General features: G+C 59.0%; 20 protein-coding genes, 1 tRNA gene and 1 pseudogene. 14 read left to right on the plus strand and 8 right to left on the minus strand.

Annotation, left to right across the window (positions count from 1 at the left end):
• Positions 1-209: 209 nt before the first annotated feature.
• The gene (gene dkgB, locus WCL58_RS24420; RefSeq protein WP_060425251.1) at positions 210-1,013 is read left to right on the plus strand and encodes a 2,5-didehydrogluconate reductase DkgB; all 804 of its coding nucleotides are present in this window, start codon (positions 210-212) and stop codon (positions 1,011-1,013) included.
• Positions 1,014-1,059: 46 nt separating this feature from the next.
• Here the strand turns inward: dkgB and yafC are convergent, their stop codons facing one another.
• On the minus strand, positions 1,060-1,944 hold the full coding sequence (yafC, locus tag WCL58_RS24425; protein WP_060425254.1) for a DNA-binding transcriptional regulator YafC: 885 nt from the start codon (positions 1,942-1,944) through the stop codon (positions 1,060-1,062).
• A 330-nt stretch (positions 1,945-2,274) separates the two neighbouring features.
• On the opposite strand from yafC, the gene WCL58_RS24430 reads away from it, so the two are divergent.
• Positions 2,275-3,069, plus strand: a complete 795-nt coding sequence (locus WCL58_RS24430) for an endonuclease/exonuclease/phosphatase family protein (RefSeq protein WP_025160092.1) — start codon at positions 2,275-2,277, stop codon at positions 3,067-3,069.
• A 52-nt stretch (positions 3,070-3,121) separates the two neighbouring features.
• Here the strand turns inward: WCL58_RS24430 and mltD are convergent, their stop codons facing one another.
• Both mltD and gloB read right to left on the minus strand, forming a co-directional pair.
• A complete protein-coding gene (mltD, locus tag WCL58_RS24435; RefSeq protein ID WP_060440648.1) occupies positions 3,122-4,504 on the minus strand; it encodes a murein transglycosylase D in 1,383 nt (460 codons plus the stop codon).
• Positions 4,505-4,575: 71 nt separating this feature from the next.
• Positions 4,576-5,331, minus strand: coding sequence for a hydroxyacylglutathione hydrolase (gene gloB, locus WCL58_RS24440; protein ID WP_336851719.1), 756 nt, complete (start codon positions 5,329-5,331; stop codon positions 4,576-4,578).
• Positions 5,332-5,375: 44 nt separating this feature from the next.
• Here gloB and WCL58_RS24445 point away from each other — a divergent pair, with 44 nt between their 5' ends.
• The gene (locus WCL58_RS24445) at positions 5,376-6,095 is read left to right on the plus strand and encodes a class I SAM-dependent methyltransferase (protein ID WP_038871387.1); all 720 of its coding nucleotides are present in this window, start codon (positions 5,376-5,378) and stop codon (positions 6,093-6,095) included.
• On the opposite strand, the gene rnhA is transcribed toward WCL58_RS24445, so the two are convergent.
• Entirely contained in the window at positions 6,092-6,559 is a 468-nt protein-coding gene (gene rnhA / locus WCL58_RS24450; protein WP_033649910.1) for a ribonuclease HI, read from the minus strand. The genes WCL58_RS24445 and rnhA overlap by 4 nt on opposite strands.
• A 72-nt stretch (positions 6,560-6,631) precedes the next feature.
• Here rnhA and dnaQ point away from each other — a divergent pair, with 72 nt between their 5' ends.
• Positions 6,632-7,375: a DNA polymerase III subunit epsilon gene (gene dnaQ, locus WCL58_RS24455; protein WP_038871384.1), complete on the plus strand. Its 744-nt coding sequence runs from the start codon at positions 6,632-6,634 to the stop codon at positions 7,373-7,375.
• Positions 7,376-7,519: 144 nt separating this feature from the next.
• Positions 7,520-7,596 (plus strand) — tRNA-Asp (locus WCL58_RS24460).
• 106 nt (positions 7,597-7,702) lie between these two features.
• Here the strand turns inward: WCL58_RS24460 and WCL58_RS24465 are convergent.
• Entirely contained in the window at positions 7,703-9,943 is a 2,241-nt protein-coding gene (locus tag WCL58_RS24465) for a TonB-dependent siderophore receptor (protein WP_336851720.1), read from the minus strand.
• A gap of 229 nt (positions 9,944-10,172) precedes the next feature.
• On the opposite strand from WCL58_RS24465, the gene WCL58_RS24470 reads away from it, so the two are divergent.
• The 4 genes and pseudogenes from WCL58_RS24470 to hpxK all read left to right on the plus strand — a co-directional run bounded on the left by WCL58_RS24470 (position 10,173) and on the right by hpxK (position 14,717).
• On the plus strand, positions 10,173-11,051 hold the full coding sequence (locus tag WCL58_RS24470; RefSeq protein ID WP_147839354.1) for a siderophore-interacting protein: 879 nt from the start codon (positions 10,173-10,175) through the stop codon (positions 11,049-11,051).
• 136 nt (positions 11,052-11,187) lie between these two features.
• Complete coding sequence (locus tag WCL58_RS24475; RefSeq protein WP_060425266.1) at positions 11,188-12,027, plus strand: MurR/RpiR family transcriptional regulator; 840 nt, start codon at positions 11,188-11,190, stop codon at positions 12,025-12,027.
• 208 nt (positions 12,028-12,235) lie between these two features.
• Positions 12,236-13,480, plus strand: coding sequence for a pyridoxal-phosphate-dependent aminotransferase family protein (locus tag WCL58_RS24480; protein WP_100397120.1), 1,245 nt, complete (start codon positions 12,236-12,238; stop codon positions 13,478-13,480).
• Positions 13,477-14,717: pseudogene (gene hpxK / locus WCL58_RS24485) on the plus strand (allantoate amidohydrolase). Before WCL58_RS24480 ends, hpxK begins: the two are co-directional and overlap by 4 nt.
• Here hpxK and WCL58_RS24490 read toward each other — a convergent pair.
• Complete coding sequence (locus tag WCL58_RS24490) at positions 14,709-15,482, minus strand: amidohydrolase (protein ID WP_336851721.1); 774 nt, start codon at positions 15,480-15,482, stop codon at positions 14,709-14,711. The pseudogene hpxK and the gene WCL58_RS24490 sit on opposite strands and share 9 nt — an antisense overlap.
• Entirely contained in the window at positions 15,470-16,630 is a 1,161-nt protein-coding gene (locus tag WCL58_RS24495; RefSeq protein ID WP_141958030.1) for a pyridoxal phosphate-dependent aminotransferase, read from the minus strand. Before WCL58_RS24495 ends, WCL58_RS24490 begins: the two co-directional genes overlap by 13 nt.
• 164 nt (positions 16,631-16,794) lie before the next feature.
• On the opposite strand from WCL58_RS24495, the gene WCL58_RS24500 reads away from it, so the two are divergent.
• The 3 genes from WCL58_RS24500 to WCL58_RS24510 are packed head-to-tail and all read left to right on the plus strand — an operon-like array spanning position 16,795 to position 18,634.
• Positions 16,795-17,409, plus strand: a complete 615-nt coding sequence (locus WCL58_RS24500; protein WP_038871354.1) for a methylthioribulose 1-phosphate dehydratase — start codon at positions 16,795-16,797, stop codon at positions 17,407-17,409.
• A complete protein-coding gene (mtnC, locus tag WCL58_RS24505; RefSeq protein WP_336851722.1) occupies positions 17,406-18,095 on the plus strand; it encodes an acireductone synthase in 690 nt (229 codons plus the stop codon). Before WCL58_RS24500 ends, mtnC begins: the two co-directional genes overlap by 4 nt.
• Complete coding sequence (locus WCL58_RS24510) at positions 18,092-18,634, plus strand: 1,2-dihydroxy-3-keto-5-methylthiopentene dioxygenase (protein WP_060440639.1); 543 nt, start codon at positions 18,092-18,094, stop codon at positions 18,632-18,634. Before mtnC ends, WCL58_RS24510 begins: the two co-directional genes overlap by 4 nt.
• Before the next feature lie 17 nt (positions 18,635-18,651).
• Here the strand turns inward: WCL58_RS24510 and mtnA are convergent, their stop codons facing one another.
• Positions 18,652-19,680 carry an S-methyl-5-thioribose-1-phosphate isomerase gene (gene mtnA / locus WCL58_RS24515; RefSeq protein ID WP_084826791.1) on the minus strand — a complete coding sequence of 343 codons (1,029 nt, stop codon included), beginning with the start codon at positions 19,678-19,680 and terminating at the stop codon, positions 18,652-18,654.
• 146 nt (positions 19,681-19,826) lie between these two features.
• Here mtnA and mtnK point away from each other — a divergent pair, with 146 nt between their 5' ends.
• Both mtnK and WCL58_RS24525 read left to right on the plus strand, forming a co-directional pair.
• On the plus strand, positions 19,827-21,026 hold the full coding sequence (gene mtnK / locus WCL58_RS24520; RefSeq protein ID WP_060440637.1) for an S-methyl-5-thioribose kinase: 1,200 nt from the start codon (positions 19,827-19,829) through the stop codon (positions 21,024-21,026).
• A gap of 510 nt (positions 21,027-21,536) precedes the next feature.
• The gene (locus WCL58_RS24525) at positions 21,537-21,839 is read left to right on the plus strand and encodes an urease subunit gamma (RefSeq protein WP_025160087.1); all 303 of its coding nucleotides are present in this window, start codon (positions 21,537-21,539) and stop codon (positions 21,837-21,839) included.
• The last annotated feature ends 49 nt before the right edge of the window (positions 21,840-21,888 follow it).

Below are 21,888 nucleotides of genomic sequence, written 5' to 3' on the forward strand. Positions count from 1 at the left end.
ATTGATAAGCCCTGAGTCTCTGACTCAGGGCTTTTTCATATGCAAAATTCACGGAATATCGTCGAAATTGCCACCGCTCCTGCCGCTTTTCCTCAATATTGTTGCCTGTTGATCAAAAGTCTTATGCCGAACCTGGCGTTTTTGCTCACTAAAAATATTGCCATACTCTCTCGCATTGCTATTTATCCACTAATGAGAGAGTAAAAATTGTGAGCATTCCTGCATTTGGTTTAGGTACTTTCCGCCTTCAGGATCAGGTCGTTATCGACTCGGTGAGTACGGCGCTGGAACTGGGCTATCGGGCTATCGATACCGCACAGATCTATGAAAACGAAGCGGCCGTCGGCCAGGCTATCGCAGCCAGCGGTGTGCCGCGTGACGAGCTGTTCATCACGACCAAAATTTGGATCGCGAATCTGGCCAAGGGGTCATTAATTCCCAGCCTGCGAGACAGCTTGGTCAAACTGCAGACCTCGTATGTCGATCTGACATTGATTCACTGGCCATCGCCAAATGATGAAGTGTCGGTCGCCGAGTTTATGGCTGAATTGCTGGAAGCCAAGCGATTGGGGCTAACCCGTCAGATAGGGGTATCCAATTTCACGGTCGATCTGATGCAGCAGGCGATTGACGCGGTCGGTGCCGATCAGATCGCAACCAACCAGATCGAACTGTCGCCGTTCTTGCAGAATGAGAAAGTGGTGGCGTTCGCACGGCAGCATGGCATTGCCATCACCTCTTATATGACGCTGGCGTATGGCAAAGCGTTGCAGGAGGAGACGATCAAGCGTATCGCGGCGCGGCACAAGGCGACGCCGGCACAGGTGGTCCTGGCCTGGGCGCTGAAGCTCGGCTACGCGGTGATCCCTTCCTCGACCAAGCGTGAAAACCTGGAAAGCAACCTGCTAGCGCAGCAGCTGCAGCTGAGTGATGAAGATATGGCACAGATTGCCGCGCTGGAAAGCAACGGCCGGTTGGTCAGCCCGGAAGGTCTGGCACCCGACTGGGACTAATCTTCAGATATGATGACCTCAGGCGCTCGAGAGAGCGCCTTTTTTATCACTTTAACCGCTCGCTGATAAAATCGATAAAGCTGCGCAGGCGGTTACTGACGGCGCTATCGCTGTAGTACACCGCGTTGATCGGCATTTCGAGTGGCAGCGTGTCCCCCACCAGAAGGGGGACCAGATCCCCGCGTTTGACGTCTTCATCACTCATAAAGTCCGACAGGCAGGCGATGCCGTTGCCGTGCAGGCACAGGTGGCGCTGGGTTTCGCCGCTGTTGGTGGTCAGCCCTGGAACGATCTCCAGTTGGCGACCATCGGCACAGGCCAGCGGCCAGCGGTTTAGGTTAGGCAGGTCGTTAAAGCCGATGCAGCAATGGTGTTCCAGATCGGCCACCGTCTTTGGCGCGCCATACTGCGCCAGGTAGGCGGGGGAGGCCAGGATGCGCCGATAGCTGGCCATTAGCTTGCGCGCTTTCAGCGTAGAGTCCGTCAGCTCGCCGACGCGGATTGCGATATCCACTTTCCGTTCGATCAAATTGATGAAGTTTTCCGAAGAGACTAACGATAGCGACATTTCCGGATAGCGTTCACGAAACTCGGCGACCAGCGGCGTCAACAGATGCAAGACGACCGGCGTTGCGGCATCGACGCGCAGCAGCCCCTGCGGGCGTTGGCGGCTTTCCAGCAACGCATTTTCCGCTGCGGCCATATCGCTCAACACCTTTTGCACCTGCCGAAAGTAGTTTTCGCCTTCCTGTGTCAGGCTGATTTGGCGTGTCGTACGGTTGAGCAGGGTCACGCCCAGCTTGCTCTCCAGTTTTTTTACCGTACGGCTAACCACGGAGTTGGCCTGCTGCAGGCGCTCTGCCGCCCGGCTGAAGCTGCCGCTCTCCACTACGGTGACGAAGGTGATAAGCTCGTCCGAATTCGCTTTCATTTTTGCTCCACGGGCAAACATCGTTTGAAATTTTGAGCGATTTCGTCATTTAATCACGTCGGAGCATCGCCGTCACCCACTTGAGCGCGAACCTGTACATTCCGATATCCCGTGCGCATTTTGCTGGCCTTTTCGCATTTTTCGCCTCTGATGCGTCACCTTTACACAGCTATACCCTCAGAATATTGAAATCACCGCAGACGGCCCCTATAACTGAAAAGGTTATGCCTGTAAAAGCCATGCCCTCTGTGCGGGGCAGGCGTATAATCAATTCACCGTTGGCGAAGTCTTCATCGCCAGTTTCATGCTAATGGGTAATAGGCGAATCGCGTGCCGAAACGAACTTATGCAATGAGGTATGTTGCAGGGCAGCCAGTTGAACGAATTTTTCCTGGCGCCGTTAACCAGCCGTTGCCGCCAGGGGCTGCGCTGCCGACGACCGGCGCTTTGCGCGTCATGGTATGGAATATTTTCAAACAGCAACGAGCCGACTGGCTTTCGGTGTTGAAAAATCATGGCAAAGATGCGCAGCTGGTGTTGTTGCAAGAGGCGCAAACCACGCCGGAGCTGGTGAGCTACGCTACCGCCAACTATCTGGCGGCCGATCAGGTGCCGGCTTTTGTGTTGCCGCAACATCCTTCCGGCGTGATGACGCTGGCAGCCGCTCATCCGGTTTACTGCTGCCCGCTGCGTGAGCGTGAGCCGCTGCTGCGGCTGTCCAAATCGGCCTTGATCACCGTTTACCCGCTGTACAATGGCGAGCTGTTGATGGTGGTGAATATCCATGCGGTGAACTTCAGCCTGGGAGTCGACGTCTACAGCAAGCAGCTGGGGCCGATTGGCGAGCAGATCGCCAGCCATCGGGGGCCGGTGATCATGGCGGGGGACTTCAACGCCTGGAGCCGTAAACGTATCAACGCGCTGTATGACTTTGCTGGCGAAATGGCGCTGCGCGAGGTTAGCTTCACCGACGATCATCGTCGCAAGGCCTTTGGTCGCCCGCTGGACTTCGTGTTTTACCGTAACCTGGGTGTTGTTGAGGCCTCGGTGCTGGTGACCAGCGCGTCGGATCACAATCCGTTGTTGGTGGAGTTCCACCCGGAAAAAGACTCCCCCGTCTGGTGAATCGCAGGTAATAAAAAAGCACCCTAAGGGGTGCTTTTTTTGTGCCGGAAACTTAGGTATCCGGCGTTAGCTTGTTGCCGACAAACAGGGTCAACTTCAGACCGGGTTGCAGACTGCCTTTACCGAGCGTTGAATTCCAACGCATCACGTCGTTAATATCGACGCCGTGACGACGTGCAATACTGGCGAGCGAATCACCTTTGCGAACCTGATAGGTGATACTGCTGTTACTGCCCGTATTGCTGGCCACTTGCAGGGTTTGCCCAACTTTTAAGGCGCTCTTGGCGCGCAAGTTGTTCCAACTCTGCAAATCGCTGGTCTTAACGTTCAGCCGCTTGGCAATGCCCGATAAAGTGTCGCCGGAGCGTACTTTATACGAACTGCCACCGGACAAACCGCTGTTCTTCGCCAACTGCGTCGTTGGCTGAGTCACGGCGATCTGGCCATCGGCCAGCGAGTCTTTCAGCTGATCGGCATGCCCTTTGGGAACCATGATGTAATGGGGCCCGTTAGGTGCCGTAACGCCTTTTTTGTAGCCTGGGTTATACGCTTTCATCTTGGTGACCGAAAGCCCTGCCATCTCAGCCGCCTGAGTCAGCTGGATCTGCTGTCCGACATCGATACGCGCCAGCGCACGGGTTTCATCCGTTTTCGGGAGTTTCACGCCGTACTTCTTGCTGTTCTTGATGATGTCACTCAGCGCCAGCATTTTCGGGACATAGATTGACGTTTCACGCGGAAGCGACAGTGCCCAGAAATTGGTTGGCTTACCCTGGCGTTTGTTTGCCTTCACCGCTTGCATCACGCGGCCTTCACCACTGTTATAGGCGGCTACGGTCAGTAACCAGTCGCCGTTAAACATGCGGTTCAAGCGTTGCATCATGTTAAGCGCAGCGGTTGTCGAGGCGACGACATCGCGTCGACCGTCATACCACTGATTGTTTTTCAAACCATAATTGCGACCCGTTTGCGGCACGATTTGCCATAGCCCTGCGGCGTTGGCACTTGACGTGGCGTGTGGGTCAAAAGCGCTCTCCACTATGGGTAGCAGTACCAGTTCCATCGGCATATTACGTTTCTTAATCTGCCCGACTATCCAGTACATGTACGGCTCTGCCCGTAATGTTACATCGTGGAGATAGCTCTTACTTTTTAAGTACTTTCTTTTCTGATCACGGATCCGGGAATTTTCCGGAACCTCCATCTTCAGCTCGTCGCTAATGAAGTTCCACAGGTCCTGTTGCGCGGCGGGACTGTTGTTATCCAACCACCGCGCCGAGCTCGCTCGGCCATTTGCTGTGTACTCTCCTGCTTCACCATCTTGACCAGCCGAAGACAAACTCTGTGCATGCTGTTCTGGCGCCGGTGCGTCCTGCCTGGACGACTGGCAACCCACTAGCAAGACTGAGGCGAGAAATATCGCTTTAGCCTTCATGTGTGTGTCAATGTAGTTGCTTAAAAGACGAGCAATAATACTTTGCTTCGCCAAATAACACAACTAAAAGCTTAGAAGTTATCTTTCCGCAGGCGTAATTCGGAAAAAACTGAATGAAGGCTTTCTGGTGGTGAATTAAAGCCTAATTTCTTTTGTAAATCAGCGTCATGGCAACGTAAAAACAGGTTAATTTTGCGCTCTAATTGCAACGTGGTCGGCACGCTGGCTTGGCCTTTTGCCCTTAACGCTTCAACATGTTGTTGATATGTTTCAATCTCTCGATCTTCCGGCAAAATAGCCCGCGCAAACTTAAGATTTGAAAGAGTATATTCATGCGCGCAGCAAATTAAGGTGTTATCGGGAAGTTGCGCGAGTTGTTGAAATGAGTCGTACATTTGTTTGGCGGTGCCTTCAAACAGCCTGCCGCAGCCGGCAGAGAACATTGTGTCGCCACAGAACAGATAAGGGGCACTATAGAATGCCACATGGCCTAACGTATGGCCGGGGACGGCGAACGTCCTGTACTGGCGCCCATCGACGTTAAAGGTGTCGCCGTCGCGGACGATGTGATTGGCGCCTTTGTCTGCGGTTTCTTGCGGCCCATAGACGGCCAGGCCGGGATACTGGGCCACGATCTGCGCCACGCCGCCGACGTGATCGTGATGGTGGTGGGTCAGCAGGATCGCCGCCGGCACCAGCTGCAGGCGCTGCAGCGCTTTGAGCACCGGTTGCGCCTCACCCGGATCGACGATAATGCAGCGTCCCTGCCGGTCATCCAATAACCAAATGTAATTGTCCTGGAAGGCGGGAATGCTGATAAGATTCATGGTGTACCTCTCGTTGGCAACGGCTTGAAAGAAGATAATAAATCATGAAACCAGCCCATACTCTACAAAAGCTCACCGGCCCGCAGTCCTGGGCGGAGCTGCCGTGGGGGGAGTACTATCGTGAAGCGCTCGAGCGGCAGTTGCAACCCTGGTGGCCGAAGCTGTTCGGTTTCCATCTGCTGAAGATGGGCATGCTCAGCGCCGAGCTGGCCACGGACAAATGCGCGATTTCCCATCAGGTCAACGTAGGGCTGGAGGGCGAAGGGCTGCAGGTGATCGCCGATGCTTATCAACTGCCGTTTGCCGCCAAGTCGGTGGATGCCTGCCTGTTGGCGCATACGCTGTCCTACGCGGACGATCCGCACCGCATGTTGCGCGAGGTGGACAGGGTATTGATCGACGACGGCTGGTTGGTTATCAGCAGCTTCAATCCGTTCAGCCTGTTGGGACTGGGCAAGCTGGTGCCCGGACTGCGTCGCCGCCAACCCTATGTCAGCCGCATGTTTACCCAGATGCGGCTGCTGGATTGGCTTAGCCTGCTGAATTATGAGGTGCTGCACCAGGCGCGTTTTCACGTGCTGCCGTGGCATCGCCAGGGTGGAAAATTTTTATGCACCCATTTGCCGGCGCTGGGCTGCATGAGCGTGATTGTGGCGCGCAAACGTACCTTGCCGCTGACGCCCACGCCGATGAAACTGGGGGCGAGAAAACCGTCTCTCAGCCGCGCGGTGGGCGCGACCAAGAGCTACCGCAAACTGCCTTAGGCTTCCGGTTGATAACCGACGTCTTCCTGCGTCGGCTTGCCGGCCGCTTCGCGCGCCAGCACGTCACAACGTTCGTTCTCCGGGTGGCCGGCGTGGCCCTTGACCCATTCCCATTTTACCTCGTGGCGCTGAATGGCCAAATCCAACCGCTGCCACAGATCGACATTCTTGACCGGCTTTTTGTCGGCGGTTTTCCAGCCGCGCTTCTTCCAGTTATGGATCCAACTGGTGATGCCCTGGCGCACATACTGGCTGTCAGTGCTGAGCGTCACGGCGCAGGGTACGGTCAGCGCTTCCAGCGCCACGATCGCCGCCATCATTTCCATGCGGTTATTGGTGGTCAGACGAAAACCCTCGCTGAAAGTTTTTTCCGTCTGCTTATAGCGTAATATCGCACCGTAACCCCCGGGGCCGGGATTGCCAAGGCAGGAGCCATCGGTGAAAATTTCTACCTGTTTGAGCATCTCTGGTAGACTCTTCCTATCAGTTTTATAAAAGCCAAGTCTGACATAAACGAGCGCTGTGAGCACTGCAATATGATCTCTACAACCACCAGACAGATTGTCCTCGATACCGAAACCACCGGTATGAACAAGCTTGGGGTGCACTACGAAGGGCACCGCATCATCGAAATCGGTGCGGTGGAGGTGATTAACCGCCGCCTGACCGGGCGTAACTTCCACGTTTACATCAAGCCGGATCGGCTGGTGGATCCGGAAGCTTACGGCGTACACGGCATCAGCGACGATTTCCTGGCCGACAAGCCGACCTTCGATCAGGTTGCCGACGAATTCCTCGACTTTATCCGCGGCGGCGAGTTGGTGATCCATAACGCGGCGTTCGATATCGGCTTTATGGATCACGAATTCCGCATGTTGCAGCAGGGCATCCCGAAGACCGAGACCTTCTGCACCATCACCGACAGCCTGCTGATGGCGCGCCGCCTGTTCCCAGGCAAGCGCAACAACCTCGATGCCTTGTGCAGCCGCTATGAGATAGACAACAGCAAGCGTACGCTGCACGGCGCATTGCTCGATGCCGAGATCCTGGCTGAAGTCTATCTGGCGATGACCGGCGGTCAGACCTCGATAGCGTTCCAGATGGAGGGTGATACCCAGCAAAACGACGCCGCGCAAGAAATTCAGCGCATTGTCCGCCCGGCGACCGCGATGAAAGTGGTCTACGCCAGCGACGAAGAAGTGAAGGCGCACGAGGCGCGTCTGGATCTGGTGGCGAAAAAGGGCGGCAGCTGCCTGTGGCGCGGTGCGCCGGCCGAGTAACGGCATTGTTGCACGAAAAAAACGCACCGGATGAACCTTCGTTGAAAAACTGTGCAAACGGTTCATTTGGTGAGAAAAAGGCGTTGACGGAACCGAGAGGCGTCCGTAATATGCGCCTCGTTCCCCCGCAAGAGGGAATGGCGCGGAGCGGTAGTTCAGTTGGTTAGAATACCTGCCTGTCACGCAGGGGGTCGCGGGTTCGAGCCCCGTCCGTTCCGCCACTATTCAGAAGCCCTGAGTTAGCGATAACTCAGGGCTTCGTCGTTTCTGCTCTCTGAAAAACGGTGCGGTCCAATAAACGGGGCCGGCAGACCGGCCCCTTATTCCTCAGAACAACACCGAGTAGTTCAAGCCGAAGGTGCGTCCGCGGCCTTTATAACTGTACAGCTCAGGCGAGCCGTAGGTCGGGCTGTACAGGATCGGCGCGCGTTGGCCCCAAACGGTGGTGTACTCTTTGTCCAGCAGGTTTTCCACGCTGAAGCTGATTTTCCCCACCGGCAGGGTATAGCTGCCGAGGAAGTCGAGGGTGTTGTAGCCATCGATCTTGCGGCCCTGGGTGGAATTGGCCTTGGTGTAATCACCGTCGTCCGACACGTCGAAGGTTTGCTGCGACTGTAAGCGCAGATTCCAGTCGCCCGGCGCCCAGCCGACATAAGCGGTGACTTTCGATGGGCTGGCGGTATCCACCACCAGCTTCTTCCATTCGCCGTTGACCTTGGTTTCGGAACGGATAACGTTGAAGTTGGTGCCGGCGCTCCAGTCGCTGTCTTCAAAGAAATAATCCACCGCGCCTTCCACTCCGTAGATGCGGCGCTTGTCCGCATTGACGTTGATGGTCATGTCGGTTTTGTTGATGGCGATGCTCTTGTCGGACAGCGAATAGTAGGCGGCGATTTGCGTGCGCAGGTTATCGCCGGTATAGCGCCAACCCAGCTCGTAGGCATTGACCTTGATGCCTTCCAGCTTGGAATCGCCGACGTTGACGCTCTTCAGCAGCCGGTAATGGCCGCCATTCAACGCGTAGGTGCCGTTGCCGTAATACTTGCCCGGGTCCGGGATCTCGAAGCCCTGAGAGAAGTTGAACCAGGTTTGCTGGCGATCGGTCAGGTGCGCCAACAGGCCGGCGTTGAACAGCGCGTTGTTGTAGTCGGTTTTCCCTCCCGGTATCGCGTCGGCGGACGTCGCGGCGCCGGTGGCGATCGCCTGCTGTTGGTTATAGCCGACGAAGTCGTCAATCTTGTTTTCGGTGTACTGGTAACGCAGGCCACCGCTCAGGGTGAAGATCGGGTTGATGTCGTAGCTGGCCTGCAGGAACGACGCCAGGTTGCTGGTGGTATAGCTCGGGTAGCGGCCGGTATTGTAGGCGTTCTCCAGCGTCATGCCGCCGGACTGTTGCGCCTTCGCCAGGTTGAAGAACTGTTGGTTGGCGTTGAAGCTCTCATGCTCGGCGTCGAGGCCGTAAGTCAGCGTCAGCGCATCGACAGGCTTGCTGTTTAACGTCAGCTTGCCGCCGTAGAAATCGGTTTTTTGCTGCGAAGCGCCAATGCTGCTGACGTAATAGTTCGGCGCTTTGCCCGCCAGCGTCGGGAACGGGTAGAAGGTCAGGGTTTCGTCGCGGTAGTAGACCTGTGCCACCAAGTCCTGGCCGAGGAAATCGGTGTTGGAATACTGCAGGTTAATCAGATGGCGTTCGGTGCCGGGGATACGGTCGGAATTTAAGTTGCCGCTGTTGTATGCCTTGGCGTTGCCGGTCACCGCCGCAAAGTTCTCTCCCAGGAATAGGCCGTGATCGCCGTCGGATTGGCTTTTATAGTATTGGGTGGTCAGCTGCAGCTGTTGGTGTTCGTCGATGTTGAGGGTGCCGGTGCCCATGACGTCGAGGCGATCGGAATACTGCAGGCCGGTTTGGGTATTGTCGATCAGCACCTCGTTGCCTTTGCCGTCGTACCAGCCACCGTAGCGTTGGTAAGAAACGGACAGGCGTCCCGAGGCGTTGTCGTTGCCACCGCTGACCGCCGCCGCCACGTTTTCGTCGTGATCGTTATGGCCGCCAAAGCCGGTTTTACTGCCGATCTGTAATTCGACCTGCTGTTCTCGTTGCCCCTTTTTGGTGACGATGTTGATCAGGCCGCCGGTGCTGCCGCCGCCGTACAGCGAGGTCGCGCCGGAAATCACCTCAATATGATCGATATTGAACGGATCGATCGAATCCAATTGGCGGCTGTCGCTGCGCGATGAATTCAGGCGTACGCCGTCGATCATCACCATCATCGAACGGCCGCGCATATTCATGCCATAGTTGGTGCGGCCCTGGCCGCTGACGTCCATGCCGGGGATCAGCTGCGCCAACATGTCCTTGATCTCTTTACCGCCCTGAACCTGCTGTTCGATCTCCTGGCTTTCAATGATCCAGGTCGTTTGCGCCATTTCCGCCGCGCTACGGTGCGAACGGCTGGCGGAGACCACCAACTGCTCTTCGTTGCCGGCTTTCTGATCCTCTGCCCAAGCCGCCGGCGCAAGCATTGCCAGCAGACAAGGGTTCAATACCCAAAGGTGTTTGCGTTTCATCGTTATTTCCCAGGTGATATTGTTATTACGTTATTTTTGAGAATGATTCTTTTATCAATAACGTTTCTTGTTATCAATAAAATCATGATATGATTTTTTGCGATACATTAACGTAATTAATTAGTTTTATTAACATTTTACCCGCTGCACGATCGCGCACTCCACGCCGTCAAACGGTAGCCGATCGGCCATACGTATAAGCGACAGCCGTTGCCGGAGAATCGAGAACATGTCCGCCAGCTACAGAATTTTTGATATCACCTTGAAAAGCAAAACGCTGATTTCACCTTCGCTGGTGCGCTGCGTGTTTGAAGGTGCGGATATTCATCGGATGAAGCTGGAAGCGCCGGATCAGCGCATCAAACTGTTGTTCCCGGCGGAGGACGGCAAGATCCCGCAGTTGGTCAACGGCCCGGACTGGTACGGCGATTACATGGCGATCCCCAAAGAACAGCGTCCGGTGATGCGCACCTATACGCTGCGTGCGCTGCGCTGTGAGCAGAATCAGATGGACGTCGAATTCGTGCTGCATGGCGTGAACGGCCCGGCCTCCGCTTGGGCGACCCACGCCGAGCCGGGTGACGCCCTTCAGACGGTCGCTCCCAACGCTGACTTCGACGGCGACAGCGGCGGCTACGAATGGGTGCCGCCGGCGCAGTTGCAGCAGGCGCTGTTGATCGCCGATGAGACGGCGGTGCCGGCGGCGATGGGTATTCTGGAGCAGCTGGCGCAGCAGGCCAATCCGCCGCGAGTGCAGGCATTTTTTGAGGTGCCGGTGGCGGGGGATTGCCTGGATTTGGCCCGTTTCCCGTTCGCCGAGGTTTACTGGCTGCCGCGTGACGTGGGCCACCAAATGGCGCATGGCACGCTGCTGGCGGAGGCGGTGCGCCAGCGGGTCGTTATCCCCGCGTCGGCGTGTGCGCAGGCGCAGTCCCTGGCGGAAAGCAGCCTGAGCGATGAGGTGTTGTGGGAGCGTGCGGCCGGCGGTAACGCTTTTTATGCCTGGGTGGCGGCCGAGTCTTCCACGGTGAAAACGCTGCGGCGTTATCTGATCGGCGAACGCGATCTGGATCGCGCTACCGTCAACTTCATGGCCTATTGGTGCTGAACGCGCGGCCCTTTTCCGGCATTGATGCGGGAGAAGGGCATGCCGCTGCCATTTCCTACCAACGAATAATCACTTGCCAGCGGGTAGTTCGACCGTGTTATGTTCCGCTGAAACGAAGGTTACAGCGAGAACGATAATGCAACGGTTCGACGAACGCCTGCGCCGCGACTACCCACAGTTGACGCCACAGGAGCAGCGGGTGGCCGACTTCATTTTCGATCACTATGACGATTTGATCGGTTACAACAGCGCCGAGCTGGCGCGTCTGAGCGGCGTTTCCAAAGCCACGGTCAGCCGCTTGTTCAAACGGCTGGGCTACCCCAACTACCGCGCCATGCGCGATGAGCTGCGCACCCTGCGCCAAAGTGGCATGCCGCTGACCGACAGCCGCGATGCGGTGCAGGGCGATACGCTGCTGGCGCGGCACTGTAAGCAGGAAATGGCCAATCTCACCCGCTGGGTAAAGCAGATCGATGCGGTGCAGTTCAGCGCGGCGATCGCCGCACTGGCGCAGGCGCGAGGCGTAATGCTGCTGGGGCTGCGCAACAGCTATCCGGTGGCGATGCACCTGCGCCAGCAGCTGATGCAGGTGCGTGAACAGGTGCTGCTGGCGCCGCAGCCGGGGCAGACGCTGGCGGAAGATCTGGCGGGGCTGACGCCGCAGGACGTGGCGGTGGTGGTGGCGTTCCGTCGCCGGCCGCGCCAGATAAAGGCAGTGCTGGCGCTGTTGCAAAGCCGCGGGGTACCGACGCTGTTGATCTGTGAACCGCAGGCGCAGGCGTTGTTCCCGTTGGCCAACTGGCACTTGACCGTACCGCTCGACAGCGTGTCGGCCTTTGACAGCTATGCTGCCGCCATGAGCCTGGCCAGCCTGCTCAGCAATGCGTTGCTGCATGAGAGGCTGGCGCAGGGGCGGCAGCGCATTCATCACGTCGCCGAACTGTTCCAGGCGCTGGACGAACTGGAGCTGCGTTAAGCACGGCAGTTCATTTCCCTTCCTTCACCTTCCGCCGTTTAAGGCGGATCGGTCACCTCATTTTGTTACTTTGGTTTCATTAATTGATCATAAGAATCTTTTGTTTCAACTGAATCCCTATCGGGAGTAGGCTGTTGGGCAGCAAACAAACGTCATGTCGACGCTGACGGCATAACTCAATAACTTACTAAGCTGACAGGGAATGAACATGTTGGATATTTCGCAATTCGATCAGATTAACCCGCCGGCGCGCCTGCTGATGGGGCCGGGGCCGATCAACGCCGATCCGCGCGTGCTGCGCGCCATGTCGAGTCAGCTGATCGGCCAGTACGATCCGGCGATGACCGGTTACATGAATCAGGTCATGGCGCTGTACCGCGCGCTGTTCCGCACCGAAAACCGCTGGACGATGCTGGTGGACGGCACCTCGCGCGCCGGCATCGAGGCACTGCTGGTTTCCGCCATTCGACCGGGCGATAAGGTGCTGGTGCCGGTCTTCGGCCGTTTCGGGCATCTGCTGTGCGAGATTGCCCGCCGCTGCCGTGCCGAGGTACACACGATCGAGGTACCGTGGGGCGAAGTGTTCAGCGCCGATCGCATCGAAGACGCGATTAAGCGAGTGCGCCCGCGCCTGCTGCTGACGGTGCAGGGCGACACGTCCACCACCATGCTGCAGCCGCTGCATGAGCTGGGCGATATCTGCCGCCGCCACGGCGTGCTGTTCTATACCGACGCGACGGCTTCCTTCGGCGGTAACCCGCTGGAGACCGATGCCTGGGGGCTGGATGCGGTCTCCGCCGGGCTGCAGAAGTGCCTGGGCGGCCCCTCCGGCAGCTCGCCGGTCACTCTCAGCCCGCAGTTTGAAGAGATTGTGCGCCGCCGTAAATGCGTGGAGGAGGGGATCCGCACCGCCGAGCACGCCGATGGCGACGACGAGATGATCTACTCCAACTATTTCGACATCGGCATGATCATGGATTATTGGGGGCCGGAGCGCCTCAATCACCATACCGAAGCCACCAGCATGCTGTTCGCGGCGCGGGAATGCGCGCGGGTGATCCTCGAAGAAGGGCTGGATCATGCCATCGCCCGCCACCGGCTGCACGGCGCGGCGATGCTGGCGGGCATCCGGGGCATGGGGCTGGCAGTGTTCGGCGATCTTGAGCACCGCATGAACAACGTGCTTGGCGTGATGATCCCGCCGCAGGTACAGGGTGAACAGGTGCGGCAGATGATGCTGAACGACTTTGGCATTGAAATCGGCACCTCGTTTGGCCCGCTGCAGGGCAAGATCTGGCGCATTGGCACCATGGGTTACAACGCGCGCAAAGATTGCGTGCTGCAAACCCTGGCGGCGCTGGAGGCGGTGCTGAACCGCCTCGGTTTCGCCAGCAAGCAGGGCGAGGCGTTGCAGGCCGCCTGGAACGTTTATGACACAGGCAAGCGTGGATGACGCCGCTGGAGGCACAGCAGGCCGCCGCACGGGTGATGGCGCGCTGTGACGAGCTGGCGGCGATCAGCGCAGAGCCCGATCGGCTGACGCGTCTTTATCTCTCCGCCGAACATCGGCGCGCCAATCACCGAGTCGGGGAGTGGATGCGTGAGAGCGGCATGCAGGTTTGGCAGGACAGCGTCGGCAATATCTGCGGCCGCTATGAAGGGCACACGCCCGGCGCCCCCGCGCTGCTGCTCGGTTCGCATTTGGACACGGTGCGTAACGCCGGGCGCTATGACGGCATGCTCGGCGTGCTCACGGCGCTGGAAACGGTGGCGCACTATCACCGCCAGGAGCATCGATTACCGCTGGCGCTGGAGGTGATCGGCTTTGCCGACGAGGAGGGCGCGCGCTTTGGCGTCACGCTGCTCGGCAGCCGCGGCCTGACCGGCCAGTGGCCCGCAGAGTGGCTGGCGCGCACCGACGCCGACGGCGTGAGCATAGCGCAGGCGATGCGCGACTTTGGGCTGGATCCGGCGGCGATCGCGCACCAAACGAAATTCGCGCCTATCTCGAATTACATATCGAACAGGGCCCATGTCTGGAGGCGGCCGATTTGGCGCTGGGCGTGGTGACGGCGATCAATGGCGCGCGCCGGCTTAACTGCACTTTCAGCGGCGAGGCGGGCCACGCTGGCACGGTGCCGATGGGGCAGCGCAAAGATGCGCTGGCGGCCGCAGCAGAATGGATCACGGCGGTCGAAACGCTGACCTGCGCCGCCGATTCGCCACTGGTGGCCACCGTCGGCTGCATCGAGAGTCTGCCGGGCGCGGTCAATGTGATCCCCGGTGAGGTGAAATTGACGCTCGATGTGCGCGGCCCGCAGGATGCGCCGCTGGCGGCGCTATTGACGGCGTTGCTGGCGCAGGCGCAGGCGATCTGCGCGCGGCGTGGAATGCGCTTCGCCAGCGAGGCGTTTTATTGCATCGATGCCACCGCCTGCGACGTGGACCTGCAGCGCCGCTGGCAGGCGGCTGTCGCACAAGTGCAGGGCCGTAGCCTGGCGTTGCCGAGCGGCGCTGGGCATGACGCCATCGCCGTGGCGGCGCAATGGCCGGTCGGCATGCTGTTCGTGCGTTGCGCCGGCGGCGTCAGCCATCATCCGGACGAAGCGGTGCGGCAGGCGGACGTGGCGCTGGCGATCCAGGCCTATTGCCTGATGATCGCCGGCTGGGAGAAGGAGGAATCAGTCTAAACGCAGAAAGCTGTCGGCATCGCGCCAGGCCGGGAAGGCGCTGCGGTAACTCTGCAGGGTTTCCAGCGACAGCTCGGCGTCCAGCTGCGTGGCCGCGCCGGGCTCCGCATTCGCCAGGATCTCGCCCTGTGGGCTGATGATCAGGCTGTCTCCGCTGTAGCTCAGGCCGTTGGGATCTTCGCCCACCCGGTTGCAGCCCGCCACGTACACCTGGTTTTCAATCGCCCGCGCCGCCAGCAGCGTTTGCCAATGGCTGCTGCGCGGCGCCGGCCAGTTGGCGACGTACAGCGCCAGATCGTAATCCTGCTGATAGCGCGCCCAGACCGGGAAACGCAGGTCGTAGCAGATCTGCGGCAGGATGCGCCAGCCGCGCCATTCGAAGATTTCACGCCGGTTGCCGGCTTGGTAGTGCAGATGTTCGCCGGCCATGCGGAACAGGTGGCGTTTGTCATAGGCGTGCACCTGGCCGCCCGGCTCGACCAGCAGGAAGCGGTTGACCGCACCTTCGTCAGTTTTCAACGCCACGCTGCCGCCGATTAACGCGTGGCTTTTCACCGCCCAACCGTGCAGCCAGTCGATCACCTGCTGTTCGGGCAGGGCGCTCTCGCCGGCATCCATGGCGAAACCGGTGGTGAACATCTCCGGCAAGACGATGAGATCTCGGCCAACGATCGGCGCCAGCAACGCATCGAAAGCCGCCAGGTTGGCGGGGCCGTCGCGCCAGACCAGCGGTTGCTGCAACAGGGTAATTTTTAAAGTCGACATAACCGCTCCGCAGCTGCATCCAGCGTGGCGTCCTGTTTAGCGAAGCACAGCCGGATCAATTTATGGGGGAAAGGATCGGCACAGAAGACCGACAGCGGAATGGCCGCCACGCCCACGTGCTCGGTTAACCAATGGCAGAATGCCACATCGTCCAGATCGGAGATGGCGCTGTAGTCCGCCAGCAAGAAGTATGTACCCGCGCAGGGTAAAATTTCCAGTCGGCTGCTCGTCAGCGCCTGCACAAAGCGGTCGCGTTTGGCGCGATAGAACGCCGGCAGCTGTCGCCAGTGCTCCGGCTCGGCGCGCAGGCTATCCGCAAGCGCCAGCTGGGCCGGGGTATTGACCGAAAAGGTCAGGTATTGATGCACCTTGCGCACCTCGGCGCTCAGCGCGGCGGGTGCCACGCAATAGCCCACTTTCCAGCCGGTCATGTGGAAGGTTTTGCCGAAAGAGGACACCGCGATCGCGCGTTGGCGCAGCTGCGGGTGGGCCAGCACGCTGGCGTGCCCGCCTTTGGCAAAGCAGATGTGTTCGTAAACCTCGTCGCTGAGCACGTAGATTTCGCGTTCGGCGATAGCGTGCCACAGCTGCTGCATGTCTTCCGCCTGCCAGGCGGTGGCGGACGGGTTGTGCGGCGTGTTGACGATCACCAGGCGGGTGCGCGGCGACAGCGCGGCGGCGAACCCTGGCCAATCCACGGCAAACGCGGGCGGCTGAAGGGCGATGCGTTTGAGTATGCCGCCGGCCAACGTGACCGCCGGCGCATAGCTGTCATAGCTGGGATCGAAGCAGACCACTTCGTCGCCGGGGCGCACCAGCGCACTGATGGCGGCGAACAGCGCTTCGGTGGCGCCGGCGGTGACAGTCACTTCGGCGGTGGCGTCCGGTTGCCAGCCATACAGCTCGGCGGTTTTGTCGGCGATGGCTTCGCGCAGCGGCGCCACGCCGGTCATTGGCGCATACTGGTTGGCGCCCTGGGCGACGTGCCAGGCCAGACGTTCTTTCAGGTAGTCCGGGCCGTCGAAATCGGGGAAGCCCTGCGACAGGTTGATCGCCTGATGCTGCTGCGCCAGCGCGCTCATCTGGGTAAAGATGGTGGTGCCCAGGGCAGGCAGTTTACTTTCGGGAATCAATGCGGAAGTGCTCATAGCAGGTGAATACTCCAGGCGCTTATATTGCCGTCAATATAACACGATGCTAGTATTTGGCAATCAAGACGCTTAGATGGCTAAATGCGAAAAAGTGCTTAGCCCGCCACGCGGCAGGCAACGTTTCATCTGCCGACCGCCTTACCGAACGGGAAACGATAATAATGACGGAGAATCCGCAACTTACCGCATTGCTGGCGGCCTGCCACTGGATTGGCGACAAAGGCTGGTGCCCGGCGACCGGCGGCAACATGTCGCTGCGCCTGGACGAACGTCAGTGCCTGGTCACCGAGTCCGGCAAAGACAAGGGTAGCCTCAGCGCCACCGATTTTCTGCGGGTGGATATCGCCGACAATCATGTGCCGAGCGGCCGCACGCCATCGGCGGAGACTGGGCTGCATACGCTGCTCTACCGCCTGTCTGCGCACATCGGCGCGGTGCTGCATACCCATTCCGTCAACGCTACCGTCCTGTCACGGGTGGAGCGCGGCGATGCGCTGGTGCTGCAGGGGTACGAAATGCAGAAGTCGCTGGCCGGCCAGCGCAGCCACCTGGACAGCGTGGCGATCCCCATTTTCGATAACGATCAGGACATCCCCCGGCTGGCGGCGCGCGTGGCGGCCTATGCCGAGGCCACGCCGCTGCAATACGGCTTTCTGGTACGCGGCCACGGCCTGTATTGCTGGGGGAGCCAGGTGGCGGAAGCCCGCCGCCATCTCGAAGGGCTGGAATTCCTGTTCCAGTGTGAACTGCAACGCCGCTTACTGGAGGCGAAATGATCCGCGCTATCGTGACCGATATTGAAGGTACCACCAGCGATATTCGCTTTGTGCATCAGGTACTGTTTCCTTACGCCCGCGAACGGCTGGCGGATTTTGTGCGCCGCCATGCCGCTGAGAGCGAAGTCGCCGCGCCGCTGGCGGCGCTGCGCGCTGAAATTGACCAGCCGCAGGCAGATCTCGACGCGCTGATCGCCGCGCTGTACCGCTTTATGGATGAAGACCGTAAATCTACCGCGCTCAAGGCGTTGCAGGGCATCATTTGGCGCAGCGGTTACCGCGAAGGCGACTTTCGCGGGCATCTTTATCCGGAGGTCGCCGGGCAGTTGGCCGCCTGGCAGCGGCTGGGGGTGAAGCTTTACGTCTATTCTTCCGGTTCGGTGGAAGCGCAGAAACTGCTGTTCGGCCACAGCGATGCGGGCGATCTGCAGCCGTTGTTCAGCGGCTATTTCGATACGCACGTCGGCGCCAAGCGTGAAACCGCGTCGTACCGCAATATCGCGCAGGCTATCGGCATCGCGCCCGACGAGCTGCTGTTTTTGTCCGACATCCGCCAGGAGCTGGATGCGGCGCAGGCCGCCGGCTGGCATACCTGCCAGCTGATCCGTGATGACGCGGACGAGCAGAGCCGGCATCCGCAGGTTAACCGTTTTGATCGTATCGATTTAGGGGAGTTCGTCTCATGAGTGGATTGACCATTTTCAGCGATACAGCGCCGCAGCAACCGCTGTGGCAGAGCCGCGATGCGCAGGAGATCAAGCGGCAGTTGGCGCAGATCGGCGTGCGCTTTGAGCGCTGGCAAGCGGATCGCGAGCTGGGCGATAACCCGCAGCCGGAGGCGGTGATCGCCGCCTACCAGCATGAGATAGACCGGCTGGTGGCGGAAAAGGGTTACCAGAGCTGGGATGTGATCAGCATGCGGCCGGACCATGAGCAGCGCCAGGCGCTGCGTGAAAAATTCCTGTCCGAACATACGCACGGCGAAGATGAAGTACGCTTTTTCGTCGAAGGCGCAGGGCTGTTTTGCCTGCATCTGGACGGCAAGATCTTCCAGATCCTGTGCGAAAAGAACGATCTGATCTCGGTGCCGGCCAACACCCGGCACTGGTTCGATATGGGATCGGCCCCACATTTCACCGCGATCCGGGTGTTCGACAACCCGGAAGGCTGGGTGGCGCATTTCACCGGCGACAAGATCGCCGATGACTATCCACGTCTGGACTGAGCGTCAATCCGCGGGCGTTACCCCAGCGCCCGCCGGAAAATCCCCGCTTCAACCTGCTGCGGCGTAATCACGCCGCTGTCGAATACCCAGCCGCTGATAAGCTTGGCCGGCGTAACGTCGAACGCCGGATTGTAGACCGGTGCCTCGTTTGGCGCCCACTGACAGGCGCCGAAGCTGCCTGAAACGCCGGTGACTTCGGCCGCCGCGCGCTGCTCGATCGGAATGGCAGCGCCGTCCGGGCAGTGCGGATCGTGGGTGGTATGCGGGGCGGCCACGTAGAACGGGATGCCGTGGTAGTGCGCCAGCACCGCCAGGCTGTAGGTGCCGATTTTGTTGGCGACGTCGCCGTTGGCGGCGATGCGATCCGCGCCGACCCACACCGCATCGACCTGGCCCTGTGCCATCAGGCTGGCGGCCATCGAATCGCAGATCAGGCGATAGGGAATGCCTAGCTCGCCCAGTTCCCAGGCGGTCAGGCGGCCGCCCTGCAGCAGCGGCCGGGTTTCATCGACCCACACCTGTTGCACCTTGCCTTGCCGGTGAGCGTGCAGCAGCACGCCGATGGCGGTGCCGACGCCGGCGGTGGCCAACCCGCCGGTATTGCAGTGGGTCAGCAGGCGGCTGCCGGGCTTGACCAGCCCAGCGCCGTGATCGGCAATGCGATCGCACAATCGGCGATCTTCTTCCACCAACCGCAGCGCTTCGTTCACCATCGCCGGCACCCAATCAGGCTCCGCCAGCGCCAGCTTCATGCGATCCAGATTATTCATCAGGTTGACCGCCGTCGGGCGGGCGGCGCGCAGCGTGTGCAGCGCCTGCTCCAGCTCGGCGCGCGGCAGACCGCGTTCCGCGAGCAGCGCCAACAGCAGGCTGGCAGACAGCCCGATCAGTGGCGCGCCGCGCACCCGCAGGCTGTGAATGTGCCCGACCAATTCCTCCACGCTGTCGCAGGCGCGCCACCGCTTTTCCTGCGGCAGGGCTTGCTGATCGAGGATCCAAAGGCGGTTGTCCTGCAGGGTCAAACTGGTGGTGTTAAGCGCTTGCATCGGCGGTTAATTCCTTGTTGCGTGGTTATTGCATCTGAAACGCTATTCTGCCAACATGACTTCCAGATGTATAGACGTCCAAATGCTTTTGCGTCTAAATAAACAGAATCGCTGGGATCGGTGAGAGAGAACAGAGGGGTTAGGGAATGTCGCTTTATCGTACGTTTACGGCTACCGACGCCGTTGAATACGCCCGCCAATACGGTCGGGTGTCTGAACCGCAGGCACTGGTCAGCGCTGACGAGATCGGTGACGGCAACCTGAATCTGGTGTTCAAGATCCGCGATCGCGAAGGGGTGAGCCGGGTGATCGTCAAACAGGCGCTGCCTTACGTACGTTGCGTGGGCGAATCCTGGCCGTTGACGCTGGATCGGGCGCGCATCGAAGCGGAAACGCTGCTGGTCCACGGCGGCTTCTGCCCGCGGCATACGGTAAAAGTCTTGCATCACGATCCCGAATTGGCGGTGATGGTGCAGGAAGACCTTTCCGACCATCGCATCTGGCGCAGCGAGCTGGTGCAGGGCAACTATCACCCGCTGGCGGCCGGGCAACTGGCGGAATACCTGGCGCAGACGCTGTTCCACACCTCCGATTTTTATCAGTCGGCGCAGCAGAAGAAGGCGGAAGTCAGCCGTTTCACCAACCCCGAGCTGTGCCAGATCACCGAAGATCTGTTCTTTACCGATCCTTATATCGATCATGAGCGCAATCGCTTCGAGGCGGCGCTGTTGCCGCAGGTGCAGGCGCTGCGTGAGGATACGCCGCTGAAGCTGGCCGTCGCCGGCCTGAAACATCGCTTTCTCAGCAAGGCGGAGGCGCTGCTGCACGGCGATATTCACAGCGGTTCGATCTTCGTGGCGGAAGGACGGTTGAAAGCGATCGACGCCGAATTCGGTTTCTACGGCCCGATCGGTTTCGATATCGGCACCGCATTGGGCAATCTGCTGCTCAACTATTGCGGGCTGCCGGGGCTGTTCGGGCCGCGCGACGCCGCCGCCGGGCGCGAGCAGCGCTTGCAGGATGTGCGCGAGCTGTGGCTGATCTTTGCCGATCGCTTCCTGGCGCTGTGCCATCAGCAAAGCCGGGATGCGGCACTGGCGACGCCGGGTTACGCCGAGCAGTTCCTGCAACAGGTCTGGGCCGATGCGGTCGGGTACTGCGGTACCGAACTGATTCGGCGCACCATCGGCCTGGCGCACGTCGCCGATCTGGACAGCATCGCCGACGCCGACATGCGCCTCGACTGCCAGCGTCATGCGCTGGGACTGGGGCGCACGCTGATCGTCAATGCGCCGCAGATCGAGCATATTGACGCGCTGTTGGCACGCATTCGTCAGCAAGGCTGAATAACTCGGCAATGAGGCAAACCCGGCTGCGGCCGGGTTTTTTATTTTTAAGAACTTATTGGTATCAGCAATAGAATAGATAAATTGTTTTTAACTAAAAATGTATTTTTGTTCGTGCTCTATTTGTAAATTTAATTATATTTTCTGACCGTTGGTTACATGTGTTTAATATTGGTGGTTTGGTGCCTGAGGAGGGTATTTTTCTGGGTTTTATTGAGGTGGTGAAAACAAAGCAGGGTGGGCTGTGCTTTTTTTGATCGTTTTATTGTGGAAACAGAAAGAGAAAAAAAGAAATTTTATCGATAAAAACTATCATGTCACCGTTACTTTTTTATGGCGTGGGATAACTCATGCTCTAACGTGAATAAAGTTGTGGGTTGATCATCTCAATATTACCTCCTAGATTGTTCGAGGGTCAGATAAACGCAAATAAATAACGCAAGGTTATTAACTATTAATCACCTTTGGCCTCGTTTTGTCTGATTATTCCTATCGAGATCGGAGTGCCCCATGCAATTAACGCCAAGAGAAATTGAAAAGTTGATGGTCTATACCCTGGCCGACGTCGCATTAAAGCGAAAGTCCAGAGGGATAAAGCTGAATTACCCCGAGGCGGTGGCGATTATTACCACCGCAGCGCTGGAAGGCGCCCGCGAGGGAAAAACGCTGGAAGAAGTCATGAACGACACGCGGCAGGTATTGAGCCGCGATGACGTGATGGACGGCGTGGCGGATCTGATCCCGCACGTGCAGGTCGAAGCGATATTCAGCGACGGCAGCCGCCTGGTGACGGTGCACGATCCGATTCAGTAAGTGCGGTTTGCGTTCCTGATTGCCACGGATAAACCTTATCAGCACAGGT

The sequence above is a fragment of the Serratia sp. TMDUHS_CL genome (genome assembly GCF_037137105.1).
GTDB lineage: Bacteria > Pseudomonadota > Gammaproteobacteria > Enterobacterales > Enterobacteriaceae > Serratia > Serratia nevei.